Raw genomic sequence first — 24902 nt, forward strand, 5'->3', positions numbered from 1 at the left:
ACTCCCGGTCAGATAATTTCGACCGGGGCAGTGTAACGGATGCTCAGGCCGATTGGCGCGATTGCAGACTGCGACCCGCCAGCAGTGATAACACGCCATCAATGACCCGAGGGTCCGCCAGCACTCGCTGATGACCGCCCTCTTCGAGGCGCAACAGGCGACTGTCGAACCAGGCTTCGTGGATCAATTGCGATTCTTTGACCGGAACAAAGTTGTCGTCTTCGGCATGGACGATCAGGCCGGGCATATCGAGTTGATAGTGCGCGACATCCAGCATCGCAGCGCGCATGCCGACGTCTTTCTCGACCTGGCGGATGAACGCCGAGCGGGCCTTCGGCGGCAGTCGTACGTAGCGGGCAAAGCCGCGCAGCACACCGAGAATCCGCGCCGGGGCGCCAATGGTGACCAAGGTTTCGGTGCGCAAGCCCAATTGCACGGCAAGCATGGCGCTGGCGCCGCCCATGGAGTGACCGATGACCGCTTGCAGCGGGGGCAATTCGGCGGCGGCTTCGAGCATGGCACGGGCGAACAACACAACATTCGCCTCACTGCCAGGCGATCGGCCATGCGCCGGACCGTCCAGAGCCACGACCGAGTATCCGGCATCGACCAATGCGGTGATGAGGCTGGCGAACTGCGTCGGCCGACCTTCCCAGCCGTGCATCAGCAACACAGCCGGGCCTTGCCCCCAACGCAGTGCCGAGAGGCCGAAACGCAAGGTGATCCGTTCGGATTTGGCCAGGAGTGGCAGCTCCCAATCACGCGGTGGAAAATCCCGCGGCGTCATGAACGCCAGTCGCATTTTGCTCGCCACCAGTTTCGGGGCAAACCAGCCCAAGGTGCCATTAACGCCACGAACCCACTTCAACGTGCTCATCGCATTCTCCCCAGGCCGCAGCCTTCAGGTCAGCGCACCGCCGATTTGGCAGCGCGTAGCAATCGATCAGATAAATCACCAGGTCCCAGCGCCCGTGCGAGGGCCAGGCCGCCCACCATCAAGGCCAGGTCGGCCAGGGCTTTGTCGGTGTCTTCAGGACTGGCCGCCAACTGCGCGACCATCAGCTCCATGTGTTCATTCAGCGCGATTCGAAACGCATCAGGCAGGCGTCCAAGCTCACCAATCGAGGCCGGAATCGGACACGCAGACTCGCTGGAATCACGGTGTTTGCGTGACAGATAAAACGCCGCAACCAGTGTGCGTCGCTCTTCGCCGGTCAATTCGGCATCCATGTCGGCAATCAGGTCACGGCGGTGACCCAGCAATTGCTTGAACGCTTCAAGCATCATTGCGTCCTTGCTTTCGAAGTGCGCATAAAAGCCGCCGACCGTCAGACCGGCTGCGCCCATCACTTCACCAACGCTCGGCTCGGCCGGCCCGCGCTGAATCAGCGCAGCGCTGGCAGCCTTGAGGATGCGTTCGCGGGTTTGAGCTTTTTTATCGTTCATCGTTGCCTCCGAATATTACGACTAGAATATTATTCGCATAATAATTTTCTGCAAGTCGTGGATGTGACCGCTGGTCTGAAGAACAGTTTGAAAGAATTGGGGGGATTTGGCCAAACGCCAGACAAACAAAAGGGCCATTCAATAATTGAATGACCCTTATAAAATCCCGCAGAGCGGGTAATCGTGGCGTCCCCTAGGGGACTCGAACCCCTGTTACCGCCGTGAAAGGGCGGTGTCCTAGGCCACTAGACGAAGGGGACACAAACCTTCTATACAACTGATCAGTGCTGAGAGCTGATCGATTCAAGGCCGGTGTGGCCAGACCTTGAACTGTAAAATTGGTGGAGCTAAGCGGGATCGAACCGCTGACCTCCTGCATGCCATGCAGGCGCTCTCCCAGCTGAGCTATAGCCCCGGATTTTTCGCCTCGCGGCGGAGCGACATTTTGCAACATCGCTTCTGTAAAACTGGCGTCCCCTAGGGGACTCGAACCCCTGTTACCGCCGTGAAAGGGCGGTGTCCTAGGCCACTAGACGAAGGGGACGCAAACCCTTCTATACAACTGATCAACACTGAGTGCTGATCGCTTCAATGCCGGTGTGGCCAGGCCTTGAAGTGTAAATTGGTGGAGCTAGACGGGATCGAACCGTCGACCTCTTGCATGCCATGCAAGCGCTCTCCCAGCTGAGCTATAGCCCCTCATCGTTGATGTCATCGCTGAGGACGGGGCGAATCTTAAGGGCGTATCGAAAGCCTGTCAAACTTATTTTGCAAAAAATTTAAAATTTTTTGCCGACATAACAACCACTTACCGCCCTCTCCCCGAAAATCGAGAGGTTTGCAACATATGCGCCCTATAGGAGCTGCCGCAGGCTGCGATCTTTTGACGTTGGTTTTTAGAAGCAAGATCAAAAGATCGCAGGCTGCGCCAGCTCCTACAGTAAATCAAAAGCGTTTAGGCGATAGCGCCGAGGAGCTTTTCCCACTCTTTGTTTTCTTTCTTCGACACACCACCGAGCAAGTCGATGGCCTGGCGCAAGCGGAAACGCGTCAGATCCGGACCGAGGATTTCCATCGCATCGAGCACCGACACCGAGCTGGCCTGGCCTGTGATCGCAGCGAACATCAGCGGCATGGCGTCACGCAGCTTCAGTTCCAGAGACTCGACCACGGCCTGAATCGTTGCCGTGATGCTGTCCTTTTCCCACTGACGCAGGCTTTCCAGCTTCCACAGGATCAACTGCATCAACTGACGAACCTGATCGCCTGACAGTTTCTTCGATTCGAACAGTTTGGCGTCCGGATTCACGCCACCGGCGAAGAAGAACCCGGCCAGCGGTGCGACCTGGCTGAAGGTTTCGACGCGGCCCTGAACGTGCGGCGCGATCTTCATCATGTATTCGGAGTTGAATGCCCACTTCTGCACGCGAGCGGCAAATTCTTCCACCGGCAAGTCGCGCAGCCATTGGCCGTTGAGCCACGACAGTTTCTCGATGTCGAAAATCGGCCCGCCAAGGGAAACGCGCTTCAGATCGAAGTTGTCGACCATTTCCTGCAGCGAGAACTTCTCGCGCTCGTCCGGCATCGACCAGCCCATGCGGCCCAGGTAGTTGAGCATTGCTTCCGGCATGAAGCCCATGCGCTCGTAGAAGGTCACCGAGGTCGGGTTCTTGCGCTTGGACAGCTTGCTCTTGTCCGGGTTACGCAGCAGCGGCATGTAGCACAGCTCTGGTTGTTCCCAGCCGAAGTACTCGTACAGCAGGATCAGTTTCGGCGCCGATGGCAGCCATTCTTCGCCACGCAATACGTGGGTGATGCCCATCAAGTGATCGTCGACCACGTTGGCCAGGAAGTAGGTCGGCAGACCGTCAGTCTTCATCAGGACTTGCATGTCCATGCGATCCCACGGAATTTCGACATCACCACGCAGCATGTCCGGAACCACGCAGACGCCTTCGCTCGGCACCTTCATGCGGATCACGTGCGGCTCGCCAGCGGCCAGGCGACGCGCCACTTCTTCCTTGGATAGCAGCAGCGCACGGCCGTCATAACGCGGGGTTTCGCCGCGAGCCATTTGCTCGGCGCGCATTTGGTCCAGCTCTTCAGCGGTGCAGAAGCACGGGAAGGCATGGCCCATTTCGATCAGTTGCTGGCAGTACTTCTGGTAAATCTCGCCGCGCTCGCTTTGACGGTACGGACCGTGCGGGCCGCCGACGTCCGGGCCTTCGCTCCAGTCGATGCCCAACCAGCGCAGGGCGTCGAAAATCTGCTGTTCGGACTCACGGGTCGAACGCAATTGGTCGGTGTCTTCGATCCGCAGGATGAACTCACCGCCGTGCTGCTTGGCAAAGCAGTAGTTGAACAATGCGATGTAAGCGGTACCTACGTGGGGGTCCCCGGTAGGCGATGGCGCGATGCGCGTGCGGACGGTGGTCATGGCAAGTCTCGAAAAGAAGATCAAACAAAGGGCGAATGGTAACAGGCGACACCCGCCCCGCTCCAGTGAACAGGGCATTTAAGCCAAGGTTGCGTCTACAACGCCCGTATGGCGTGGTGAATGGCCGAATATCAGCCGATGGCATTTACCGTTTATCGGCTGTATGCCAGATTCACCTGCTGATAACTTTCCTTACATATTCTCGACTACAGTTTGCCCCATGCCTGCCCAACTCAAGCGTCGCCTGTCCATTTTCCTGTTAATTGTCCTGCTGATCGCCGGGGGCTTTTTCGCCCAGTGGTTTTTCAAGGGACGGTTTTATGAAAGCACTGACAACGCCTATGTCCAGGGGGAGATCACCCGCGTGTCGAGCCAGTTGGGTGCGCGCATCGATAAAGTATTGGTGCAGGACAACCAGCACGTCGAGAAAGGCCAGATGCTGATCCGGCTCGAAGGCGATGATTTCCGCCTCGCCGTCGACCGCGCCAACGCGGCACTCGCCACCCGCCAGGCCGAACGCCTGCAAGCCCAAAGCAAACTGACACAGCAGGCCAGCCTGATTGCCGCCAGCGATGCGCAAGTCGCGTCCACCCAGGCGAGCTTGAGTCGCTCGCAGATCGACTTGACCCGAGCCGAAACTCTTCGCAAACCCGGTTACGTCTCGGAAGAACGGGTCACCACCCTCTCCGCCGACAACCACATTGCCCGCTCACAACTGACCAAGGCCCAGGCAGATGCCCAGGGCCAGCGCCAGCAAGTCAACGCACTGACCGCCGAAATCAAACGCCTGGACGCACAGATCGCCAATGCCAAGGCCGATCTGGCACAGACCGAGCTGAACCTGACCCGCAGCGAAATTCACGCACCCATCAGCGGCCTGATTGGCCAGCGCGCCGCCCGCGAAGGCCAATACGTGCAGGCCGGCGCCTATTTGCTGTCGATCGTGCCCGATGAAGACATCTGGATTCAGGCCAACTTCAAGGAAACCCAGATCGGCCACATGCAGCCCGGCCAGAAGGCCGAGCTGACCTTCGACGCTTACGGTGATACGCCGATCGAAGCTCGGGTCGACAGCCTGTTCGCCGCTTCGGGTGCGCAGTTCAGCCTGCTACCACCGGACAATGCCACGGGCAACTTCACCAAAGTCGTTCAACGGATTCCGGTAAAACTGACCTTCGCCGCAAACAATCCCCTACATGGCAAGATCCGCCCGGGCATGTCGGTCACCGCCAAGGTGAATATCAAGGATGCCCCGGAAAACGCCAGCGCCAAATTGAGCAGCCAAGACGCCCCTGAAGATGGCCGGTGATCAACTGATCCGCCCGGTCGGGGAACCGACGCGGCGGGACTGGATCGCGGTGATGAGCGTGATGCTCGGCGCGTTCATGGCGGTGTTGGATATCCAGATCACCAACTCGTCGCTCAAGGATATTCAGGGTGCGCTGTCGGCGACCCTGGAAGAAGGCTCGTGGATTTCCACCTCCTACCTGGTCGCGGAAATCATCATGATTCCGCTGACTGCGTGGCTGGTGCAGCTGCTGTCGGCGCGACGGTTGGCGGTATGGGTATCCCTCGGTTTTCTTGCTGCCTCCCTGCTCTGCTCCATGGCGTGGAGCCTGGAAAGCATGATCGTCTTTCGTGCCTTGCAGGGCTTCACCGGGGGCGCACTGATCCCGCTGGCATTCACCCTCACGCTGATCAAACTTCCCGAGCATCACCGCGCCAAAGGCATGGCGATGTTTGCCATGACCGCCACCTTCGCACCTTCGATCGGCCCGACACTGGGCGGCTGGCTGACCGAGAACTGGGGCTGGGAATACATCTTCTACATCAACGTACCGCCAGGTCTGATCATGATCGCCGGCCTGATGTACGGCCTGGAGAAGAAAGAAGCACACTGGGAACTGCTGAAAAGCACCGACTACGCAGGGATCGTCACACTCGGCGTCGGCCTCGGTTGTTTGCAAGTATTTCTGGAGGAAGGCCACCGCAAGGACTGGCTGGAATCGAACCTGATCGTGACCCTCGGCAGCATCGCGCTGATCAGCCTGATCACCTTTGTGATCGTGCAGTTTTCCAAACCCAATCCGCTGATCAACCTCGGCATTCTCGGTAATCGCAATTTCGGCTTATCGAGTATTTCCAGTATCGGGATGGGGGTCGGCTTGTATGGCTCGATTTACTTGTTGCCGCTGTACCTGGCGCAAATCCAGAACTACAACGCGCTGCAAATCGGTGAAGTGATCATGTGGATGGGCGTGCCGCAGCTATTCTTGATTCCGCTGGTGCCCAAACTGATGAAGTACATCTCGCCGAAATGGCTGTGTACGTTTGGTTTCGCGCTGTTCGGGATGGCGAGCTTTTTTTCGGGGGTGCTGAACCCGGACTTCGCCGGGCCGCAGTTCAATCAGATCCAGTTGCTCCGCGCCCTGGGTCAACCGCTGATCATGGTGACCATCTCGTTGATCGCCACCACCTACATCCTGCCGCAAGATGCGGGTTCGGCATCGAGTCTGTTCAACATCCTGCGCAACCTCGGCGGTGCGATCGGCATCGCCCTGCTCGCGACACTGCTGGATGCGCGAACCAAGACCTATTTTGATTACTTGCGCGAATCCATCGTACCGAGCAACCCTCAGGTGGCCGAACGCCTGGCGTCATTGACCGACAGGCTGGGCAACGAAACGGCGGCGTTGGGCAAGCTCAGTGAGATCGCCCATCAGCAGGCGTCGATCATGGCCTACAACGATGCGTTTCATTTTGTCGGGATTGCGCTGGGGATCAGCATGTTGGCGGTGTTGTTGACCCGGAAATTGCCGGTGGGGGTGAAGGCTGGCGAAGCACATTGATTCTTCAGCGCTATCACTGACCTCATCGCGGGCAAGCCCGCTCCCACAGGGTATGTGTCGACCATAAACTATGTGAACAACTTCAATCCTTGTGGGAGCGGGCTTGCCCGCGATGAGGCCCTGACAGACGCTGAAGATCAAACCGTGATCAACCGCTCCCGCAACTTGCCAATTTCATCGCGCATTTGCGCTGCCGCTTCAAACTCGAGATCACGCGCCAACGCGTACATCTTCTCTTCCAGCGCCTTGATGCGCTTGGCGATCTCGCCCGGTGAGCGCAATTCGGCTTCGTACTTGGCGTTTTCCTCGGCGGCCTTGGCCATGCCTTTGCGCTTCTTGCTGCGCGAGCCCGGCACGGTGGCGCCTTCCATGATGTCGGCGACGTCCTTGAACACGCCTTTCGGCGTAATGCCGTTGGCCAGGTTGAAGGCGATCTGCTTGTCGCGCCGACGCTCGGTTTCGCCGATTGCACGCTCCATGGAACCGGTGATGCGATCCGCATAGAGAATCGCCCGGCCGTTGAGGTTTCGCGCGGCGCGGCCGATGGTCTGGATCAGCGAGCGCTCGGAACGCAGGAAGCCTTCCTTGTCGGCATCGAGGATCGCCACCAATGACACTTCCGGCATGTCCAGGCCTTCGCGCAGCAGGTTGATCCCCACCAGCACATCGAAAGTGCCGAGGCGAAGATCGCGGATGATTTCGACCCGCTCCACGGTGTCGATGTCCGAGTGCAGGTAGCGTACGCGAACACCGTGGTCGGCCAGGTAATCGGTCAAGTCTTCGGCCATGCGCTTGGTCAGCGTGGTGACCAGCACCCGTTCTTCCAGCGCAACGCGCTTGCTGATTTCCGACAGCAAGTCGTCGACCTGGGTCAGTGCCGGGCGGATTTCGATTTGCGGGTCGACCAGACCGGTCGGACGCACCACCATGTCAATGACGCGCCCGGCGTGTTCGGCTTCATAGTTGCCCGGTGTCGCCGAGACGAAAATCGTCTGCGGGCTGATGCTTTCCCACTCGTCGAAACGCATCGGCCGGTTGTCCAGCGCCGATGGCAGGCGGAAACCGTACTCCACCAGTGTCTCTTTACGGGAGCGGTCACCCTTATACATCGCGCCGACCTGCGGCACGCTGACGTGGGATTCGTCGATCACCAGCAAGGCGTCTGCCGGCAGGTAATCGTAAAGGGTCGGTGGTGGCGCGCCGGCTTCGCGACCGGACAAATAGCGTGAGTAGTTTTCGATGCCGTTGCAATAGCCCAGTTCGAGGATCATCTCCAGGTCGAATCGGGTGCGTTGCTCCAGACGCTGGGCTTCCACCAGTTTGTTGTTGGAACGCAGGTATTCCAGGCGCTCTTTCAGCTCGACCTTAATGCCCTCGACGGCGCCCATCAGCGTTTCCCGTGGCGTCACGTAGTGGCTTTTCGGGTAGAACGTGAAGCGCGGCAGTTTGCGGATGACTTCGCCGGTCAGCGGATCGAATGCCGACAGGCTTTCCACTTCGTCATCGAACAGCTCGATGCGGATCGCTTCGAAGTCGGATTCCGCCGGGTGGATATCAATTACGTCGCCGCGCACACGAAACGTCGCACGAGCGAATTCCATGTCGTTGCGGGTGTATTGCAAGTCAGCTAGACGTCGCAGCAACTCACGTTGATCGAGCTTGTCGCCGCGATCCACGTGCAGAACCATCTTCAGATAGGTTTCCGGGCTGCCCAGACCGTAGATGCACGACACCGTGGTGACGATGATCGCGTCCTTGCGCTCCAGCAACGCCTTGGTCGCGGAAAGACGCATTTGCTCGATGTGGTCGTTGATCGAGGCGTCTTTCTCGATAAAGGTGTCCGAGGACGGCACGTACGCTTCAGGCTGGTAGTAGTCGTAGTAGGAAACGAAATACTCCACGGCGTTGTTCGGGAAGAACGCCTTGAACTCCCCGTACAACTGCGCCGCCAGGGTCTTGTTCGGTGCCAGCACCAGCGTCGGACGCTGCACCTGCGCGATGACGTTGGCGATACTGAAGGTCTTGCCCGAGCCGGTCACACCGAGCAACGTCTGGTGCGCCAACCCGGCTTCGATGCCCTCGACCATCAGACGGATGGCTTCCGGCTGATCGCCGGCGGGCTCGAAGCGGGTGACTAACTGGAATTCAGACATTCAATACCCCTGGGGTCGCGCCTGACCGGTCAAACCGGACAGCAACGAGAAAGACCGCAAACGACCGACGTCGCCCGAGGAAAAAACTGGATTGTGCTCAATGTGGAGCCGATTGCCCTCGCTTTCAAGGCAAACGTCCTACATCCCTTGAAGTCTTTGACGACGTCAATCGACTAACGGTCGAAAAATAATCGGAAAAACTTACCTTAAAAGCCGAATCGTCTGTCGCCATCAATCGCGGATGGCCTCTATACTAGCTCCCCGTTTGTGCACCGCTCTAGTGCATTCGGCTGGAGCGCGACACGTCCCTCCATTCTCCATTCAGAGCCGCCGCAAAAATGAGCCTGTTCTCCGCTGTCGAAATGGCACCACGCGATCCAATCCTGGGCCTCAACGAAGCATTCAACGCCGATACCCGTACCAATAAGGTCAACCTGGGCGTCGGTGTTTATTGCAACGAGGAGGGGAAAATTCCACTCCTGCGCGCCGTTGTCGAAGCCGAAACCATTCGCGTCGCTCAACATGCTTCCCGTGGCTACCTGCCAATCGACGGCATCGCTGCCTACGACCAGGCCGTGCAAAAATTGCTGTTTGGCAATGATTCCCCGCTGATCGCTTCCGGCCGCGTCCTCACCACTCAGGCCGTTGGTGGCACTGGCGCCCTGAAAATCGGTGCCGACTTCCTCAAGCAACTGCTGCCGAACGCCGTCGTGGCGATCAGCGACCCGAGCTGGGAAAACCACCGTGCGCTGTTCGAAACCGCCGGTTTCCCGGTGCAGAACTATCGCTACTACGACGCCGCGACCCACGACGTGAACCGCGTCGGTCTGCTGGAAGACCTGAACGCCCTGCCAAACGGCTCGATCGTTGTGCTGCACGCTTGCTGCCACAATCCGACCGGCGTGGACCTGAGCCCGGCGGACTGGAAAAACGTTCTGGACGTAGTGAAAGCGAAAAACCATGTGCCCTTCCTCGACATGGCGTATCAAGGTTTCGGCGATGGCATCGACGAAGACGCCGCTGCCGTGCGTCTGTTCGCTGAATCGGGCCTGACCTTCTTCGTCTCCAGCTCGTTCTCCAAATCGTTCTCGCTGTACGGCGAGCGCGTCGGCGCCCTGTCGATCGTCAGCGAGTCGAAAGAAGAAAGCGCGCGCGTACTGTCGCAAGTCAAACGCGTGATCCGCACTAACTACTCCAACCCGCCGACCCACGGTGCAAGCATCGTTGCTGCTGTACTGAACAGCCCGGAACTGCGCGCCCAGTGGGAAGCCGAACTGGCCGAAATGCGCCTGCGCATTCGTGGCATGCGCACCCAGATGGTCGACACCCTGGCGAAAAACGCGCCGCAACGCGACTTCAGCTTCGTCGGTCGTCAGCGTGGCATGTTCTCGTACTCCGGCCTGAGCGTTGAACAGGTTCACCGTCTGCGCAACGAGTTCGGCATTTACGCGCTGGACACCGGTCGTATCTGCGTGGCTGCGTTGAACCAGAGCAACATCAAGGCTGTGACGGATGCGATTGTTCAGGTGATCTGAACTGCACCGTGATACGAAAAACGGGAAGCCATTGGGCTTCCCGTTTTTTATTTGTCGCAGATAAATCTCAAAGCGACGACCGAGCCCTTAAACTGCACGCTATCTACTGTAGGAGCCGGCTTGCTGGCGATGGCGATCAATCATCACACATCAGTGTTGAATGTTATGGCCTCTTCGCCAGCAAGCCGGCTCCTACAGGTTTCGTGTACATCCGAGATTTTCAAAGAGAACCCACATGAAAAACGATGACCTTCGCGCTGACCGCGATGACCTTGACGACCTGGACCGCTTTACTCCTCGCACCCCAGCCAAACAACGAGGCAACAACCTGGTGATGCAAGTCGCTGCCGGCGTGTTTCTCGGCGGTCTGGCCTTGTGGCTGGTGCAACTGGGCGCTACGGCGCTCTACGCCAAACTGATGATGGGCACGATCACTTTCGGCGGTTAAGCCAACTCGCTCGCGCGCTGGCTGGCGGCGTCGTCATAGGCGACGTAAAGCGATTCCGCGACCTGGCTTTTGATCGCCTTGGTGCTTTCCAGGCCCAGGACAAACCCCTCGGCCTTGCCGCCCGCGCGATTTAATTCGTCAGCGGTGCTGGCCTGAGTGATGGCGTCGAACAGCTTCTCGGCGTGCGGGCCTACCCCTTTGGGCAGGCTGATCTGGGCGATGCTCATGCAAGCACCTCGTTGTTTCGAGGCGTTGTGGTGGTCAAACGAGACATGGCGCTTACCTTTTCGGCGAATGGACGGTAGCGCGTGTAACCACTTCCGGGCGGCCATGGTAGACCCCTGAGACGATTCTGGTAACCGCCAATCACCGAGAAACCACCGTCCGTCCCGATGAAACCGTGAAGTTGCTATCAGACGCTTGACTTCTCTTTTTGAATCAGTAACATAGGCGCCATTCCGCGATAGCTCAGTTGGTAGAGCAAGTGACTGTTAATCACTGGGTCCCTGGTTCGAGTCCAGGTCGTGGAGCCAGACAAGGTTCAGAGGGGGTTTCAAAATCTCTGACCACAAAAAAACCCGCCTGATGGCGGGTTTTTTTTCGTCCTGGCTTTGTCGACCGGGATTCAGCTGAACCACTCCTCACGCCTGGGACTTCATCGTCTGCTTCGGCAACTCTCCAAACCGCTGCCGATAGTAATTGGCAAACCGCCCCACATGCCCAAACCCGAACTCCAGCGCCACTTCAGTCACGCTGGAATACGGCTTCGCCAGCAAGAACTCACGGGCCGCTTCAAGACGTAATCCGCGCAAGCGGTCCATCGGGCTTTGACCGTATTCGCGCTGGCACAAGGTGTTCAAACTGCGAATGCTCACCCCGGTGGCAACCGCCAGTTCCGCCAGGGTAATGCCCTGGACAAGGTGCTCGCGCATACATGCGTCGATTTTTTGCAGTTGGCGGGTGGGCTGCCGCGGCGACGGCGAGTCTTGTTGCGCAACGCCACAATGGCTGAGCAGAAACATCGGCAGGCTTTGCTCCAGGTGCTGCAACCAGCGCGAAGGCGTTGCGCTCGCTTCGCCCTCGGGCAAATGCTCCAACAACTCGCTGACCAATCGAAACCAGCGCATCGCCAGTGGCCGTTGCAGACGGCTGACTGGCGCCAGCGTAAAGCCCGATGGTAAGTCATCGCCCAGCGCGTCCTGGCTGGCATCGAGCAATGCCCGCGGCAGTTTGAGGATCAGTTGCTCGCAGCCCTCCTCCCACACCACGCGCGCCTGCTCACGCGGGGACAGGATCGCCACTTCGCCAGGGCTGACGCCATAGCTCATGCCATCGGACTCCAGGGTAGCGCTACCGCGCAGTGGCATCTGCACCAGCACGAAATCTTCGAAAGGCTGCGGGCGGATTTCTACCTGGCCGCCGTAGCGCAGCGCATACAGTTCGCAACTGGCGACCTGGCCGCGATAGAACGCCGTATCGACACCGCCCCGCGGCCAATCCAATTCATGCTCCACCAGCACTTGCCTCATCAAGCGCTGGGTTTCCTGCGCCGAGCGGCTGGTGAAGACCGGCTCGCGGCACATCAGCGACAGGTTCAGGCCTACGCTGTTGGCGGTAGCCGCTTGTAGAGTCGTCATTTCAAAGCGACCGGTTGCGACGGGCTTCGCTGCGTTGCAGGGTGGCGCTGGGCGTTTCGTTGAACAGCTTGCGGTACTCGCTGGCGAACCGGCCCAGGTGCGAGAAGCCCCAGCACATGGCGATCACGGAGATGTTGCGCACCGAGGCGTCTTCGAGGATTTCCTGGCGCACGGCGCCGAGGCGATACTTCTTCAGGTAAGCCATGGGCGACACGCCCAGGTGCTTGCGAAACCCTTCGAACAGTTTGAAGCGCGACACGCCTGCCGCGGCTTCGATGTCTTCCAGGTGAATGTCCTCGCGGGCGTTGCTTTCGATGAAGTCCTTGGCGCGCACCAGGTAATACGGCAACTTGACGCCCAGTTGCTCACGCAGTTCTGCGCTGTAGTTGTTGGGTTGCGAAAGGATCAGGCCCTTGATCAGCGCACTTTCGATATCGCGGGTGAAGAACACCTGATTGAACAGGTCATGCCCGCGCTCCATCTCATCGATGTAATAACGTGCCAGCCGCCACCAGGAGGCAGAGGCGCCGTTGACCGCGTCCATCACCGGCTCGAACTTCACCGGCATTTCCAGCGGACGTTGCAGCATGCCTTCGAGGGTCTGGCGCATGGCCATGCGGGTGATCACCACGGATATCTTATGGCAGTCACCGGCCATGCTCAGTGATTGGGTTTCGTGGGGCGTCACGATCAGCCCCTGGTCCTGGTTGGAATGCAGCCGGCGGCCATCCTTGATCAGCTCCTGCTCGCCGCGAATCGGCAGGCTGAGACTGTAGCAATTGAGGTGTTCGGCGTCCTCGACGCCGATGGTCACGTCGGTGCCGTATTCCATGCGGCCCAGGGTCGTGGACATGGATTTGAAGACATTGGCCTTGTGGTGAAACTGAATCCGGTTCGGCTGGCTGGTCTGCAGTTCATGCGGGCCGCAAATGCCGGCCATCCACGCACGGGCACCGGCCAGGTCGTAGCGATCTATGCGGATATCTCGAAACTGAACAACATTTGGTTCGGTCATGTCAGTACACCCACGGCAATGGACATCGACACGCTCTTCGGCGCGTATTCTCATTGGGTTTGCAAGGGCTATGCCCAGCCGGTGCGAACAGGCGAAATCCGCACTTTTCGGCTAGCAATCGGAAACTTTCCGGATATTGAAGGCGTTGCGCGGCGTTGATGCGCACAGCCAGGGTGCCAAAAGTGGTCGACGCCTCGGGTAAAGCGCTACCCAAGGCGTCACTTCAGCGCACAACGGCTTACCATTTCAGGGCAGGACGTTACCAAAATTTCCATGTGTAGGTGGTGATCAGGCGGTTCTCCACCCAGTCATTACCGTGGCTGAATTTGGAAACGACGTTGCCGGCCTCCACGCCCACGCCTTTGAGCGGGCCGCTTTGCACGACATACGACAGCACCAGGTCGCGCTCCTGCTCCGCCGCCTGGCTGAGGTTGTCGCCACGGTCCACCGACGTCCCCTTGAAGTAGCGGGTCATGAAATTCAGGCCTGGTACGCCCATGGCGGCAAAGTCGTAGTCATAACGGACCTGCCAGGATTTTTCGTTGGGCTTGATGAACCCCACCCGCGACCAGTTCACCAGGAACGGCTGCGGTACATAACCGCCCAAGGTCGGGAAGTTGCTGTCGCCGAGCATGCGCTGGTAGCCCACGCCGAACCGGTGCCCGCCCTTTTTCAGCGTGGTCATGGCGCCGTATGAGCGGTTGTCGATGACGCCGTAAAGGGCGTCGCCATCTTCGTTGTTGTTGAAGTAACGCAGGTCGGTCTTCAGGCCATAACCGTTACCCAGGTCTGCCAGATGGGTGATGCCCAGGTAGTGCTGCTGGTAGATATCTTCGAGTTGCGCGTAGAAGTAGGTGCCGGTCAGCGTCGGGCTGAAGGCATAGCTGGCACCGCCGAGGTTGAGGCCGTCACTGCCGTGGCGCACGCCGGAACCCGTCTGCAGGTACAACTTTTCGTAGTTGGAAGAGTTACGCGCACCGATTTCCGTCAGCCGCCCGGCAGTCAACGTCAGGCCGTCGATTTCCTTGGATTCGAGCAAGCCGCCGCGATAGGTCGTGACCAATTGGCGAGAGTCATCAATGATCACCACCGGCAAAAACGGTCGCAGCTCACCGACTTTCAACTCGGTTTTCGAATAGCGCATTTTAAACGTGGCACCGCCGCGGCCGTATTCATCGGCCTGTTCCTGACGGCTTTGGCTGTAGGGGATGATGGTGTCATCGCCACGCCCGCCACCGCCGTCCAGTCGATAGGCGTATTGCACCTCCGCATCCACCCCGAACTGCACCGGGCCTTCGGTGTAGCCAGAGGCGAAACGCAGGTCGAAACCCTGGGTCCAGCTGCCCACTCTCGAACGGGGCGGGTTGTCGCCCTTGAAGTCCCGATCAATGTAAAAGTTACGGGTGCCCAGGCTCAGCTTGCTGTCATTGACGACATCCGCCTGCGCCAACAATGGTGTCAACAAACCAACTGTTTGTACTCCCCGAACTAGCCACGACTTATGCAACATATTATTTCTTCCCCCTGCCGCTTATTGAGCAGCGCATGAATAGAAGGCACTTCGGGTACAGAACCCTGGGCCATGAGTAATGGCAGTTTTTAGTGACCTGAAGCGAGACACTCTGGTGGTGCTTCGATTGAAATTAAGCCGCAACAAGTTCGTCAGCGGCTATCCCGTTACTGAATGACAAATAGCCACTTGCTCAGCCGCCAGGCGCGACAAAAATCAGTATTTACGGGGGTCTGTCGCTAACAAATGAGGTTCACGGCCTATTTTCCGGATGAGTTTCCACTAATAAGCGGATAGACCCTGTCGGCTACCACGGCATTTAATGAAGGCGTGAATTAGCCCATTGGCCGAGGACTGGGAAATGACAACTGCACGAAGTGTCGAACAGTGGAAAAGTTATATAGAAAGTTGCCTGGACTTCCGCCCAGAAGACGGTATTTATCGCATTGCCCGCGACATGTTTACCGACCCGGAACTGTTCGATCTGGAAATGGAACTGATTTTCGAGAAGAACTGGATCTACGCCTGCCACGAAAGCGAGATCGCCAATAATCACGACTTCATGACGATGCGCGCCGGCCGCCAGCCGCTGATCATCACGCGCGACGGTGAAGGTCGTCTCAACGCCCTGATCAATGCCTGCCAGCACCGCGGCACCACCCTCACCCGCGTCGGCAAGGGAAACCAGTCGACCTTCACCTGCCCCTTCCATGCGTGGTGCTACAAAAGCGACGGCCGCCTGGTGAAGGTCAAGGCGCCGGGGGAATACCCCGAAGGTTTCGACAAGGCCACCCGCGGCCTGAAAAAGGCCCGTATCGAAAGCTACAACGGCTTTGTGTTCGTCAGCCTCAACGTGGAAGGCACCGACACCCTGGAAGACTTCCTCGGTGACGCCAAGGTGTTCTTCGACATGATGGTGGCGCAGTCGCCGACCGGCCAGCTCGAAGTGCTGCCGGGCAAATCGGCCTACACCTACGACGGCAACTGGAAACTGCAGAACGAGAACGGCCTGGACGGTTATCACGTCAGCACCGTCCACTACAACTACGTGGCCACCGTTCAGCATCGCCAGCAGGTCAATGCCGAGAAAGGCCTGACCGCCAGCGACACCCTGGACTACAGCAAGCTGGGCGCGGGCGACAAGGAAACCGATGATGGCTGGTTCGCCTTCCACAACGGCCACAGCGTGCTGTTCAGCGACATGCCCAACCCGGCCGTGCGCCCGGGCTACGCCAGCATCATGCCGCGCCTGGTCGAGGAACACGGCCAGGGCAAGGCCGAGTGGATGATGCACCGCCTGCGCAACCTCAATGTCTACCCGAGCATGTTCTTCCTCGACCAGATCAGCTCGCAGTTGCGGATCATCCGCCCGCTGGCCTGGAACAAGACCGAGATCAACAGCTTCTGCCTGGGCGTGGTCGGCGAGTCGGACGCGGATCGGGAAAACCGCATTCGTCAGTTCGAAGACTTCTTCAACGTGTCCGGCATGGGCACCCCCGATGACCTGGTGGAGTTCCGTGAAGCCCAGCGCGGCTTCCAGGCTCGCCTGGAGCGCTGGAGCGATATTTCCCGCGGCCAGGGCAAGTGGGTCGAAGGCCCGACCCGCAACAGCGAGACCATTGGCATCGCCCCGGCCCTGACCGGCACCGAGTTCACCCATGAAGGCCTGTACGTCAACCAGCACGCCAACTGGCAGCGCTTTTTGCTTGAAGGCCTGGCGCGCAAAGCGGCCGAACAACAACCGTTGAAACTGCGTGAGGTGTGAACATGAATTCGCAACTGCAATACCGCGTCGAGCAATTTCTTTACCGCAAAGCCGAGGCCTGTGATGCCCAGGACTGGGACACCTACCTGGACATGTTCAGCGACGACAGCGAATTTCACCTGCCGCAATGGGACTCGGAGCACGTCTACACCACCGACCCGAAAAAAGGCATGTCGCTGATCTATTACCCCAACCGCGGCGGCCTCGAAGACCGGGTGTTTCGCATTCGCACCGGCAAGGCGGCGTCGACCATTCCGATGCCGCGCACCCTGCACCTGATCAGCAACGTGCGCATCGCGCCGCTGCAGGACGATGAACTGGAGGTGCGCGTCAACTGGAGCACCCTCTACTACCGCATGCAAACCGCCGAGCAGTTCTTCGGCCGCGCCACGTATCGTCTGCGTCCCGACGGCGAGAGCTGGAAAATCGCTCGCAAGCACGTGGTGCTGCTCAACGACACGATCAACTCCGTGCTCGATTTCTACCATCTCTGAACCCTGCGGATTAACGCTCATGACGTACAAGGTCGCCTTCAGTTTCGCCGACGGCAAAACACTCTTCTGCAACGTGCAGAACAATGAAATCCTGCTCGACGCGGCCCTGCGCAGCGGGATCAAGATTCCGTTGGACTGCCGCGAAGGGGTTTGCGCGACCTGCCAGGGCCGCTGTGAATCCGGGCAGTACACCCAGGACTACGTGGACGATGAAGCCTTGTCGGCCAGCGACCTGGCCGAGCGCAAGGTGCTGACCTGCCAGACACGCGTGCAGTCCGACGCTGCCTTCTACTTCGACTTCGATTCCAGCCTCTGCGGCAGCAACGGCCCGAGCAGCCTGCAAGGCACTGTGAGCGAGGTGCGGCAGGTCTCGCCGACCACCGCCATCGTGCACGTGGAAGTCGGCGCAGCGGGCGCGGCGCTGGACTATCTGCCGGGGCAGTACGCTCGCCTGAAAGTACCGGGCACCGAACATCGGCGCTCGTATTCCTTTGCTTGCGCACCGGGCAGCAGCAACCTGCAGTTTCTGATTCGCCTGCTGCCCAGCGGGGTGATGACCGACTACGTGCGCGATCGCTGCCAGGTCGGCGACGTGATCCACATGGAAGCGCCGTTGGGGGCTTTCTACCTGCGCCATATCGATCGGCCGCTGGTGATGGTGGCCGGCGGCACCGGGTTGTCGGCGTTCCTCGGCATGCTCGATCAGATAGCCGACCGTAATGGCTGCGGCCACCCGGTGCACCTGTATTACGGCGTGCGCGAGGCCGCAGACCTGTGCGAGGTTTCGCGCATCGAGGCCTATGCCGCACGGATCCCGGGGTTCCGTTTCACGCCCGTGGTCAGCAACCCCAACCCCGACTGGCCGGGCAAGACCGGCTACATCGCCGAACACCTCGAATTGGCCGAAATGCGCGACCAGCCGTTCGACCTGTACCTGTGCGGCCCGCCGCCAATGGTCGAGTCGATCAAGGACTGGCGCCAGCAGCATGGCCTGGAGCAAAGCCGCCTTTATCTGGAGAAGTTCACCGAGAGCAACAGCTGACGCAGCACCCCATAACAACAATCAATCGGCCCGTCCGAACACTGAATCACTGCCCTCATCGACATCTACCGTGCGTTGGCACGACCTACTTCATAGGCCGCCTCATGAAAAACCTGGTATTGCGTGCATGTCTGGCAACCTCCCTCTGCGCAGCGACGGCTGCCCAGGCCGTGGAGCCTGTCCGAATCGGCTTCATCACCACCCTCTCCACCCCCGCCGGCTACCTGGGCGAAGACTCGCGTGACGGCTTTCAGCTGGCGATCGATCAGGAAGGCGGCAAACTCGGCGGCGTGCCGGTGCAACTCATTGTGGAAGATGATGGCCTGCAACCGGCCAAGGCCAAGCAGATCGCCGACCGCATGAGCCTGGACGGCATCTCGCTGTACACCGGGGTGATTTTTTCCAACGTGCTGGCGGCCGTGATCAACACCGCCACCAAGGACGGTTTCTACGTCAGCAACAACACTGCGCCCTCGACCCTGGCCGGTGAAAAGTGCATGGCTAACTACTTCGTCGGCTCCTACCAGAACGACACCCCGCACGAAATGGCCGGTGTCGCGGCCAACGAGCTGGGCTACAAGAAGATGGTGATCCTGGCGCCCAATTATCAGGGCGGTCGTGACGCACTGGCCGGGTTCAAGCGCACCTTCAAGGGCGAGGTGACGGAGATCTACACCAAGCTCAACCAGCTGGATTTCTCGGTGGAACTGGCGCGCGTACGTTCACTGACGCCGGATGCGATTTTCCAGTTTCACCCGGGTGGCGGCGGCATCAACTTTGCCAAGCAATACGGCGGCTCGGGTCTGTCGGCGCAAATCCCGATGGTGGTGCCGGTGTTCTCCATGGATGAACGCATGCTCGCTGCCGTCGGCGATGTGGCCAAGGGCACCAACGTCGTCACGCTCTGGAACCCGCAATCGGACAACCCGGCCAACCAGGCCTTCGTCAAAGCCTTCACCGAAAAATACAAGCGCGCCCCGACGGTGTATGCCGCCCAGACCTACGACACGGCACGGCTGATCGGTGCCGCCCTGAAAACCTCCCAAGGCAACCTGAAAGACCAACCGGCCTTCCGTGCGGCGATGAAAAACGTCCAGTTCGATTCCATTCGCGGTGACTTCAGCTTCGCCCAGAACCAGCACCCGGTGATCGACTGGTACCTGCTGCAAGTGCAGACCGGCGCCGACGGCAAGCTGGTCGAAGTGCCGATCAGGACCCTGGCGACCCGCCACGTCGACAGCTACGCCGCTCAATGCTCGATCTGACCGGCACCTGAGCCCTGTCCTCGCCCTGCAGCACCGCTGCGGGGCGTTTTCGTGAGGAACGCAGTCATGTTATTGCTCGAACAGATTCTCAACGGCCTGCAATACAGCGCCCTGCTGTTTTTGCTGGCCTCAGGCCTGACCCTGATTTTCGGCATCATGGGCGTGATCAACCTGGCCCACGGTGCCTTCTACATGGTCGGCGCGTTCTGTGCCGCCTACACCGCCATGGCCACCGGGTCGTTCTGGCTGGGTGGCCTGGCCGCGCTGATCGGCTCGGCCTGTTACGGTGCGCTGATCGAAACCGCGATCATGCGCCGCCTCTACAATCGCGATCATCTGGATCAGGTGCTGGCGACGTTGGCCGTGGTGTTTTTCAGCAACGAACTGCTGACCCTGATCTTCGGTCGCAGCCCACCGGCGATGCCCACGCCCGAGTGGTATTCCAGCTTTGTCGAAGTGCTGCCGGGATTGATGTACCCGGTCAGCCGCCTGCTGTTCATCGCCGCAGGGCTGATCGTGGCGGTCGGCATGTGGCTGCTGATCAACCACACGCGCCTGGGCATGCTGATCCGCGCCGGTGCCGATGACCATGAAATGGTCGGCGCGCTGGGGGTCAACATCGCCCGGCTGTACACCCTGGTATTCGTGTTCGGCTGCGTGCTGTGCGGCCTGGCCGGTTTCATGGCGGCACCGCTGTTGTCGGTGGAGATCGGCATGGGTGAAAAGATCCTGATCACCACCTTCGTAGTTATCGTTGTTGGCGGTGTCGGCTCGGTGCGCGGCGCGTTGGTGGGGGCCTTGCTGATCGGCATGGTCGACAGCCTGGGCCGTGCCTACATTCCGCCGCTGCTGGACCAACTGCTGCCCAGCGAAACCAGCGGCACCCTGAGCGCCGGGCTGATTTCCGCCAGCGCCTACATCGTCATGGCCCTGGTGCTGCTGGTGCGCCCGCGCGGCCTGCTGCCGGCCCGCGCCTGAGGAGAACCCTATGTCACCACGCCTCATCATCGACCTTGCGTGCCTGGCGACTTTCGCCTGCATGCCGCTGCTGGCCCACTGGCTGCACGAGCCTTACCTGGTCAGCTTCTTTACCCGCCTCGCCATCTACGGAATGGCGGCCATCAGTTTGGACCTGCTGATCGGCTATGGCGCCATGGTCAGTTTCGGCCACGCCGCGTTCTTCAGTCTGGGCGGTTACATCGTCGGCATCGTTGCCTTTCACACCTCGCAAGGCATGCCGTTGTGGGGCTGGGAAGGCAGTAACAACGCGCTGGTGGTGTGGCCTCTGGCCTTGCTGGCGTGCGCGCTGCTTTCGCTGCTGGTGGGTTATCTGTCGCTGCGCACCAGCGGCGTGCAGTTCATCATGATCACATTGGCGTTCGGCCAGATGCTCTACTTCGTGCTCGGCTCGCTGTCGTTGTACGGCGGTGACGACGGCATATTGCTCAACGAGCGCAATACCCTCGGCGCATTGGATCTGGCTGACGCCAACCACTTCTACTACCTGTGCGTGGTCTTGCTGGCGGGCTGGTTGCTGCTGTGCCGGCGGCTGGTCAATTCGCGCTTCGGTTTTGTCCTGCGCGGGCTCAAGCAGAGCGAGCGGCGCAGCGTCAGCCTGGGCCTCAAACCCTTGCGCTATCGCCTGACGGCGTTTGTGATCGCCGGCACCGGCGGTGGCCTTGCGGGGATTCTGTGGGCCAACTACGCGCTGTTTGTCAGCCCCGACATGGGCGCCTGGCACAAGTCCGGCGAGTTGATGGCGATGGTGATTCTCGGCGGCGTCGGCACCCTGCTCGGCCCACTGCTGGGCGCGGCCACTTACCTGGGACTTGAACAGGTGCTGAGTCAGTGGACCGAGCACTGGATGCTGATCTTCGGCCCCCTGCTGTTGCTGGTGGTGCTGTTCGGCAAGAAAGGCGTCTACGGATTGCTGCTCGCCCTGCTGAAACGCAAACCGAAGGTGCTTGCCATCAAACCGAACGCCGCCGTGGAGGCACGCCCATGAGTGCACAGCTATCGATTCGGGATCTGCACAAGGCCTTCGGTGCGGTGAAAGCCACCAACGGCGCCAGCCTCGAACTGGCCAAGGGCGAGTTGCACGCCATCATCGGTCCCAACGGCGCTGGCAAATCCACGCTGATCGCGCAGATCGCCGGGGAAATTTTCCCCGACCGCGGCCAGATTCACCTCAACGCTCAGGACATCACCCGCGTACCCGCGTGGCAGCGGCCGCGCCTGGGATTGGCGCGGGCCTTCCAGGTCAGTCAGCTGTATACCGAATTTACCCTGCTGGAAAACGTCGCCCTGGCCATCGCCGCCCGCGACGGCAAGGCGTTCGGCATGTGGCGTCCGCTGAGCCGCGACACCCGCCTGCTGGAACCGGCGCTGGGCTACTTGCAGCAGGTGGGCCTGGGCCTTCGCGCGCAAGACCCGGTCCACGAACTTTCCCATGGCGAACGGCGGCAACTGGAGATCGCCCTGGCCCTGGCGCAGGAAGCTTCGGTGCTGTTGCTCGATGAGCCGATGGCCGGGATGGGCGCCGACGAATCCGCGCGCATGACCGAGCTGCTGCACAGCCTCAAGGGCCGTTACGCGATCCTGCTGGTCGAGCATGACATGGACGCGGTATTCGCCCTCGCCGACCGCATCACCGTGCTGGTGTACGGCCAGACGGTGCTGACCGGCAGCGTCGAACAAGTGCGCAACGATCCGCAAGTGCGGGCCGCATACCTGGGAGAAGAACATGCTTGAGGTTCAAGGTTTGAAAGCGGGTTATGGCTTGAGCCAGGTGCTGTTCGACATGCACCTGAGCATCGAGCAGGGCCAGGTGGTATCGCTGATCGGCCGCAACGGCATGGGCAAGACCACCACGGTCAAATCGATCATGGGCTTGCTCAAGCCCAGCGCCGGCAGCATCCGCATCAACGGCACGGAAATGCGTGGCGCTGCGCCCTATCGCATCGCCAAGGCTGGTCTGGGGTTGGTGCCGGAAGGCCGACGCGCTTTCGGCACTTTGAGCGTGCGGGAAAATCTGCTGGCCACCGCCACGCGGGGCAAGTGGGATCTGGCGCGGGTCTACGAACTGTTCCCGCGCTTGCTGGAGCGCCAAGACCAACTGTCACGCACCCTCTCGGGCGGCGAGCAGCAGATGCTGGTGGTCGGCCGCGCACTGTTGACCAACCCCAGCCTGCTGATTCTCGACGAAGCCACTGAAGGCCTGGCGCCGATCATCCGCGAGCAGATCTGGAGTTGCCTGGCCACCCTCAAGGCCGAGGGCGAGACGATTCTGGTGATCGACAAGAACCTCAAGGAAATGGCGCGAGTGGTCGACCGTCACCACATCATCGAGAAGGGGCGCCAGGTCTGGGATGGCACACCGGTGGAGCTGGCGGCTCAACCCGAACTGTCGCAACGCTACCTGGGAGTGTGAGCGCACATGGACCTCGATCAGGCTTACAACAACGTCGCAGCCGTGGGCAATTTTCCGCAGATCATGCAGCGCTTTCGCCAACGCAGCGCCCAGACCTACGCCAACCACGCCTGGCAACGTGACGTGGCGTATGGCAATGCCATGCGCGAGCGTTTCGACTGGTACGCCCAGGCGAATGCCGGGGCGCCGACGCTGCTGTTCATTCATGGCGGTTACTGGCAGGCCTCGGACAAGGACGACTACGCCTTTATCGCCGAGGGCCTGATCGAGGCCGGCTGCAATGTCGGGTTGCTGGAGTACACCCTGGCGCCCGAAGCGAGCATGGGCACCATCGTCGGACAGATCGGCAAGGCGCTGGATTATCTGCTGGCGCATCGCGAAGCCTTGAACATCGGTCAGCAAGTGGTGCTGTGCGGGCACTCGGCGGGTGGCCATCTGACCGCGTTGTATCGGCGGCATCCGCTGGTAACCCTGGCGATGCCGATCAGCGGCCTGATGGAGCTTGACCCCATCAGCCGCTGCTGGCTGAACGACAAGCTGCACCTGAGCGCAGACGACATCCAGCGCTATAGCCCGCAACGGCTGATCGGCGATGGCGCACCGTTGTTGGTGACCGTGGGCGGCGATGAGTTGCCGGAGTTGATCCGCCATTCGCGCGAGTACGCCAGTGCCTGTCGCGAGGCTGGGCAGGTGGTGAGCCTTGTCGAGCTTGCAGGGTGTCATCACTTTGCGGTGCTGGACGACCTGGCCAGGGTGGATGGTGAACACTTGCGGGCCCTGCTTGCCCACCTCAAACGTTAGCCTGCCTGCAGGAGCGCCCGCTCCTGCAATTCACTCTCGCCAGAAGTGGATACCAGTTTGCCGTTTGCGGCTTTTTTGACCCTCTCAGGCTTCATACAGTGGCTACGAATTCAGACAGGAATTGCGTATGTCCAGCCTCTCGCTCAGGGTCAAACAGATCGAGCCTCTGACCCCCAGAATCCGCCGCGTGCTGCTGGTGTCCAGCGGCGTCCAGCCACTACCCGGCTTCACCGCCGGGGCACACCTTGAGTTGCATGTGCCTGGCAGTCGCGCTCAACGCCGTGCCTATTCTCTGGTCAACCTGCCCGACGGCGAACACTACGAAATCGCCGTCCAGCTCGAAGAAACGAGCACCGGTGGATCGCGCTGGGTGCATTCGCTCAAGGTCGGCGATGAGCTACTGGCCGATGCGCCACGCAACCACTTCCCACTCTGTGAAAACACCGAACATGCGCTGCTGATTGCCGGTGGCATCGGCATCACGCCCATGCTGAGCATGGCCCGGTCACTGCAAGCGGCGGGCAAGGCTTTCACCCTGCACTACGCCGGTCGCGACGAAGCGCAGATGGCCTATCTGCCCGAAGCCCGCGCCTGCCTCGACAACCATTGCTGGATCAGCGGCGGCGACCCGCAAAAGCGCTTGCCTGCCGCCGCGATCCTCGCAGCGCCAAAACCCGGCCTGCACCTCTACATCTGCGGCCCGACCGCCATGCTCAACAGCGTGCTGGCCTGCGCTCGCGAACAGGGTTGGGCAGAAGATCACCTGCATTACGAACTGTTCAGCGGCGCGCTGGAAGTGGCCGGCGATCAAGGCTTTGAGGTGCACCTGCGTGAAAGCGGGGTGAACCTGCAAGTGGCCGCCGGGCAAACCGTGCTGGACGCCATGCTCCAGGCCGGCCTGGACCCGATGTTCGACTGCCGACGGGGTGACTGCGGCGTGTGCGTCGCCCAGGTCATCGACGGTCAGCCCGACCACCGCGACATCTGCCTGTCGGAGCGCGACCGCGCCAGCGGCAGTTTCTGCACCTGTGTCTCCCGTGCCAGCAGCGCGCTGCTGGTACTCGATCTGTGACAA

General features: G+C 60.2%; 22 protein-coding genes and 5 tRNA genes. 15 read left to right on the forward strand and 12 right to left on the reverse strand.

Annotated elements, in window-relative coordinates:
• Positions 1–43: 43 nt before the first annotated feature.
• The 7 genes from KGB21_RS00845 to gltX form a co-directional block, all read right to left on the reverse strand.
• Complete coding sequence (locus KGB21_RS00845; RefSeq protein ID WP_034150906.1) at positions 44–877, reverse strand: alpha/beta fold hydrolase; 834 nt, start codon at positions 875–877, stop codon at positions 44–46.
• 29 nt (positions 878–906) lie between these two features.
• A complete protein-coding gene (locus KGB21_RS00850) occupies positions 907–1446 on the reverse strand; it encodes a TetR/AcrR family transcriptional regulator (protein WP_223503124.1) in 540 nt (179 codons plus the stop codon).
• Positions 1447–1630: 184 nt separating this feature from the next.
• A tRNA-Glu gene (locus tag KGB21_RS00855) sits at positions 1631–1706 on the reverse strand.
• A 79-nt stretch (positions 1707–1785) separates the two neighbouring features.
• A tRNA-Ala gene (locus KGB21_RS00860) sits at positions 1786–1861 on the reverse strand.
• Positions 1862–1914: 53 nt separating this feature from the next.
• A tRNA-Glu gene (locus KGB21_RS00865) sits at positions 1915–1990 on the reverse strand.
• 79 nt (positions 1991–2069) lie between these two features.
• Positions 2070–2145 (reverse strand) — tRNA-Ala (locus KGB21_RS00870).
• Between the two features lie 256 nt (positions 2146–2401).
• Positions 2402–3883 carry a glutamate--tRNA ligase gene (gene gltX / locus KGB21_RS00875; protein ID WP_034150904.1) on the reverse strand — a complete coding sequence of 494 codons (1482 nt, stop codon included), beginning with the start codon at positions 3881–3883 and terminating at the stop codon, positions 2402–2404.
• Positions 3884–4103: 220 nt separating this feature from the next.
• Between gltX and KGB21_RS00880 the strand changes: the two genes are divergently transcribed.
• Both KGB21_RS00880 and KGB21_RS00885 read left to right on the forward strand, forming a co-directional pair.
• Positions 4104–5192 (forward strand): HlyD family secretion protein, encoded by a 1089-nt coding sequence (locus KGB21_RS00880; RefSeq protein ID WP_223503126.1) that lies wholly within the window; start codon positions 4104–4106, stop codon positions 5190–5192.
• 49 nt (positions 5193–5241) lie between these two features.
• A complete protein-coding gene (locus tag KGB21_RS00885) occupies positions 5242–6732 on the forward strand; it encodes an MDR family MFS transporter (RefSeq protein WP_172668709.1) in 1491 nt (496 codons plus the stop codon).
• 137 nt (positions 6733–6869) lie between these two features.
• On the opposite strand, the gene uvrB is transcribed toward KGB21_RS00885, so the two are convergent.
• A complete protein-coding gene (uvrB, locus tag KGB21_RS00890) occupies positions 6870–8885 on the reverse strand; it encodes an excinuclease ABC subunit UvrB (protein ID WP_034150901.1) in 2016 nt (671 codons plus the stop codon).
• Positions 8886–9223: 338 nt separating this feature from the next.
• Between uvrB and KGB21_RS00895 the strand changes: the two genes are divergently transcribed.
• Positions 9224–10420, forward strand: a complete 1197-nt coding sequence (locus KGB21_RS00895; RefSeq protein ID WP_223503128.1) for an amino acid aminotransferase — start codon at positions 9224–9226, stop codon at positions 10418–10420.
• Positions 10421–10655: 235 nt separating this feature from the next.
• On the forward strand, positions 10656–10868 hold the full coding sequence (locus KGB21_RS00900; RefSeq protein WP_034150899.1) for a hypothetical protein: 213 nt from the start codon (positions 10656–10658) through the stop codon (positions 10866–10868).
• On the opposite strand, the gene KGB21_RS00905 is transcribed toward KGB21_RS00900, so the two are convergent.
• Positions 10865–11095 (reverse strand): hypothetical protein, encoded by a 231-nt coding sequence (locus KGB21_RS00905; protein ID WP_019649343.1) that lies wholly within the window; start codon positions 11093–11095, stop codon positions 10865–10867. The genes KGB21_RS00900 and KGB21_RS00905 overlap by 4 nt on opposite strands.
• Positions 11096–11325: 230 nt before the next feature.
• Here KGB21_RS00905 and KGB21_RS00910 point away from each other — a divergent pair.
• Positions 11326–11401 (forward strand) — tRNA-Asn (locus KGB21_RS00910).
• A 108-nt stretch (positions 11402–11509) separates the two neighbouring features.
• Here KGB21_RS00910 and KGB21_RS00915 read toward each other — a convergent pair.
• From KGB21_RS00915 to KGB21_RS00925, 3 genes are all read right to left on the reverse strand, one after another.
• Entirely contained in the window at positions 11510–12505 is a 996-nt protein-coding gene (locus KGB21_RS00915; RefSeq protein ID WP_223503130.1) for an AraC family transcriptional regulator, read from the reverse strand.
• A 1-nt stretch (position 12506) separates the two neighbouring features.
• On the reverse strand, positions 12507–13520 hold the full coding sequence (locus tag KGB21_RS00920; RefSeq protein WP_034147836.1) for an AraC family transcriptional regulator: 1014 nt from the start codon (positions 13518–13520) through the stop codon (positions 12507–12509).
• 259 nt (positions 13521–13779) lie between these two features.
• Positions 13780–15030, reverse strand: a complete 1251-nt coding sequence (locus KGB21_RS00925) for an OprD family porin (protein WP_223503132.1) — start codon at positions 15028–15030, stop codon at positions 13780–13782.
• 361 nt (positions 15031–15391) lie between these two features.
• Between KGB21_RS00925 and antA the strand changes: the two genes are divergently transcribed.
• The 10 genes from antA to KGB21_RS00975 all read left to right on the forward strand — a co-directional run bounded on the left by antA (position 15392) and on the right by KGB21_RS00975 (position 24899).
• Positions 15392–16795 (forward strand): anthranilate 1,2-dioxygenase large subunit, encoded by a 1404-nt coding sequence (gene antA, locus KGB21_RS00930; protein WP_034147838.1) that lies wholly within the window; start codon positions 15392–15394, stop codon positions 16793–16795.
• A 2-nt stretch (positions 16796–16797) separates the two neighbouring features.
• Complete coding sequence (gene antB, locus KGB21_RS00935) at positions 16798–17289, forward strand: anthranilate 1,2-dioxygenase small subunit (protein WP_034147839.1); 492 nt, start codon at positions 16798–16800, stop codon at positions 17287–17289.
• A 19-nt stretch (positions 17290–17308) separates the two neighbouring features.
• The gene (gene antC, locus KGB21_RS00940; RefSeq protein ID WP_223503135.1) at positions 17309–18331 is read left to right on the forward strand and encodes an anthranilate 1,2-dioxygenase electron transfer component AntC; all 1023 of its coding nucleotides are present in this window, start codon (positions 17309–17311) and stop codon (positions 18329–18331) included.
• Between the two features lie 104 nt (positions 18332–18435).
• A complete protein-coding gene (locus KGB21_RS00945) occupies positions 18436–19596 on the forward strand; it encodes an ABC transporter substrate-binding protein (RefSeq protein WP_034147841.1) in 1161 nt (386 codons plus the stop codon).
• 66 nt (positions 19597–19662) lie between these two features.
• Positions 19663–20574, forward strand: a complete 912-nt coding sequence (locus KGB21_RS00950) for a branched-chain amino acid ABC transporter permease (RefSeq protein WP_034147842.1) — start codon at positions 19663–19665, stop codon at positions 20572–20574.
• Between the two features lie 10 nt (positions 20575–20584).
• Positions 20585–21601, forward strand: coding sequence for a branched-chain amino acid ABC transporter permease (locus KGB21_RS00955; protein WP_223503137.1), 1017 nt, complete (start codon positions 20585–20587; stop codon positions 21599–21601).
• Positions 21598–22347, forward strand: coding sequence for an ABC transporter ATP-binding protein (locus KGB21_RS00960; protein WP_223503139.1), 750 nt, complete (start codon positions 21598–21600; stop codon positions 22345–22347). Before KGB21_RS00955 ends, KGB21_RS00960 begins: the two co-directional genes overlap by 4 nt.
• A complete protein-coding gene (locus KGB21_RS00965) occupies positions 22340–23026 on the forward strand; it encodes an ABC transporter ATP-binding protein (protein ID WP_034147845.1) in 687 nt (228 codons plus the stop codon). The genes KGB21_RS00960 and KGB21_RS00965 overlap by 8 nt, the downstream gene beginning before the upstream one ends.
• A 6-nt stretch (positions 23027–23032) precedes the next feature.
• Entirely contained in the window at positions 23033–23827 is a 795-nt protein-coding gene (locus KGB21_RS00970; RefSeq protein WP_223503141.1) for an alpha/beta hydrolase, read from the forward strand.
• Positions 23828–23954: 127 nt separating this feature from the next.
• Positions 23955–24899: a PDR/VanB family oxidoreductase gene (locus KGB21_RS00975; protein WP_223503143.1), complete on the forward strand. Its 945-nt coding sequence runs from the start codon at positions 23955–23957 to the stop codon at positions 24897–24899.
• The last annotated feature ends 3 nt before the right edge of the window (positions 24900–24902 follow it).

It is taken from the genome of Pseudomonas sp. GL-RE-29, from assembly GCF_019947275.1.
Lineage (GTDB): Bacteria > Pseudomonadota > Gammaproteobacteria > Pseudomonadales > Pseudomonadaceae > Aquipseudomonas > Aquipseudomonas fluorescens_A.

Coding starts and splice junctions, on each gene's coding strand:
- KGB21_RS00845 (WP_034150906.1), bottom strand. CDS start 877: ATGAGCACGTTGAAGTGGGTTCGTGGCGTTAATGGCACCTTGGGCTGG.
- KGB21_RS00850 (WP_223503124.1), bottom strand. CDS start 1,446: ATGAACGATAAAAAAGCTCAAACCCGCGAACGCATCCTCAAGGCTGCC.
- gltX (WP_034150904.1), bottom strand. CDS start 3,883: ATGACCACCGTCCGCACGCGCATCGCGCCATCGCCTACCGGGGACCCC.
- KGB21_RS00880 (WP_223503126.1), top strand. CDS start 4,104: ATGCCTGCCCAACTCAAGCGTCGCCTGTCCATTTTCCTGTTAATTGTC.
- uvrB (WP_034150901.1), bottom strand. CDS start 8,885: ATGTCTGAATTCCAGTTAGTCACCCGCTTCGAGCCCGCCGGCGATCAG.
- KGB21_RS00895 (WP_223503128.1), top strand. CDS start 9,224: ATGAGCCTGTTCTCCGCTGTCGAAATGGCACCACGCGATCCAATCCTG.
- KGB21_RS00900 (WP_034150899.1), top strand. CDS start 10,656: ATGAAAAACGATGACCTTCGCGCTGACCGCGATGACCTTGACGACCTG.
- KGB21_RS00905 (WP_019649343.1), bottom strand. CDS start 11,095: ATGAGCATCGCCCAGATCAGCCTGCCCAAAGGGGTAGGCCCGCACGCC.
- KGB21_RS00915 (WP_223503130.1), bottom strand. CDS start 12,505: ATGACGACTCTACAAGCGGCTACCGCCAACAGCGTAGGCCTGAACCTG.
- KGB21_RS00920 (WP_034147836.1), bottom strand. CDS start 13,520: ATGACCGAACCAAATGTTGTTCAGTTTCGAGATATCCGCATAGATCGC.
- KGB21_RS00925 (WP_223503132.1), bottom strand. CDS start 15,030: ATGTTGCATAAGTCGTGGCTAGTTCGGGGAGTACAAACAGTTGGTTTG.
- antA (WP_034147838.1), top strand. CDS start 15,392: ATGACAACTGCACGAAGTGTCGAACAGTGGAAAAGTTATATAGAAAGT.
- antB (WP_034147839.1), top strand. CDS start 16,798: ATGAATTCGCAACTGCAATACCGCGTCGAGCAATTTCTTTACCGCAAA.
- antC (WP_223503135.1), top strand. CDS start 17,309: ATGACGTACAAGGTCGCCTTCAGTTTCGCCGACGGCAAAACACTCTTC.
- KGB21_RS00945 (WP_034147841.1), top strand. CDS start 18,436: ATGAAAAACCTGGTATTGCGTGCATGTCTGGCAACCTCCCTCTGCGCA.
- KGB21_RS00950 (WP_034147842.1), top strand. CDS start 19,663: ATGTTATTGCTCGAACAGATTCTCAACGGCCTGCAATACAGCGCCCTG.
- KGB21_RS00955 (WP_223503137.1), top strand. CDS start 20,585: ATGTCACCACGCCTCATCATCGACCTTGCGTGCCTGGCGACTTTCGCC.
- KGB21_RS00960 (WP_223503139.1), top strand. CDS start 21,598: ATGAGTGCACAGCTATCGATTCGGGATCTGCACAAGGCCTTCGGTGCG.
- KGB21_RS00965 (WP_034147845.1), top strand. CDS start 22,340: ATGCTTGAGGTTCAAGGTTTGAAAGCGGGTTATGGCTTGAGCCAGGTG.
- KGB21_RS00970 (WP_223503141.1), top strand. CDS start 23,033: ATGGACCTCGATCAGGCTTACAACAACGTCGCAGCCGTGGGCAATTTT.
- KGB21_RS00975 (WP_223503143.1), top strand. CDS start 23,955: ATGTCCAGCCTCTCGCTCAGGGTCAAACAGATCGAGCCTCTGACCCCC.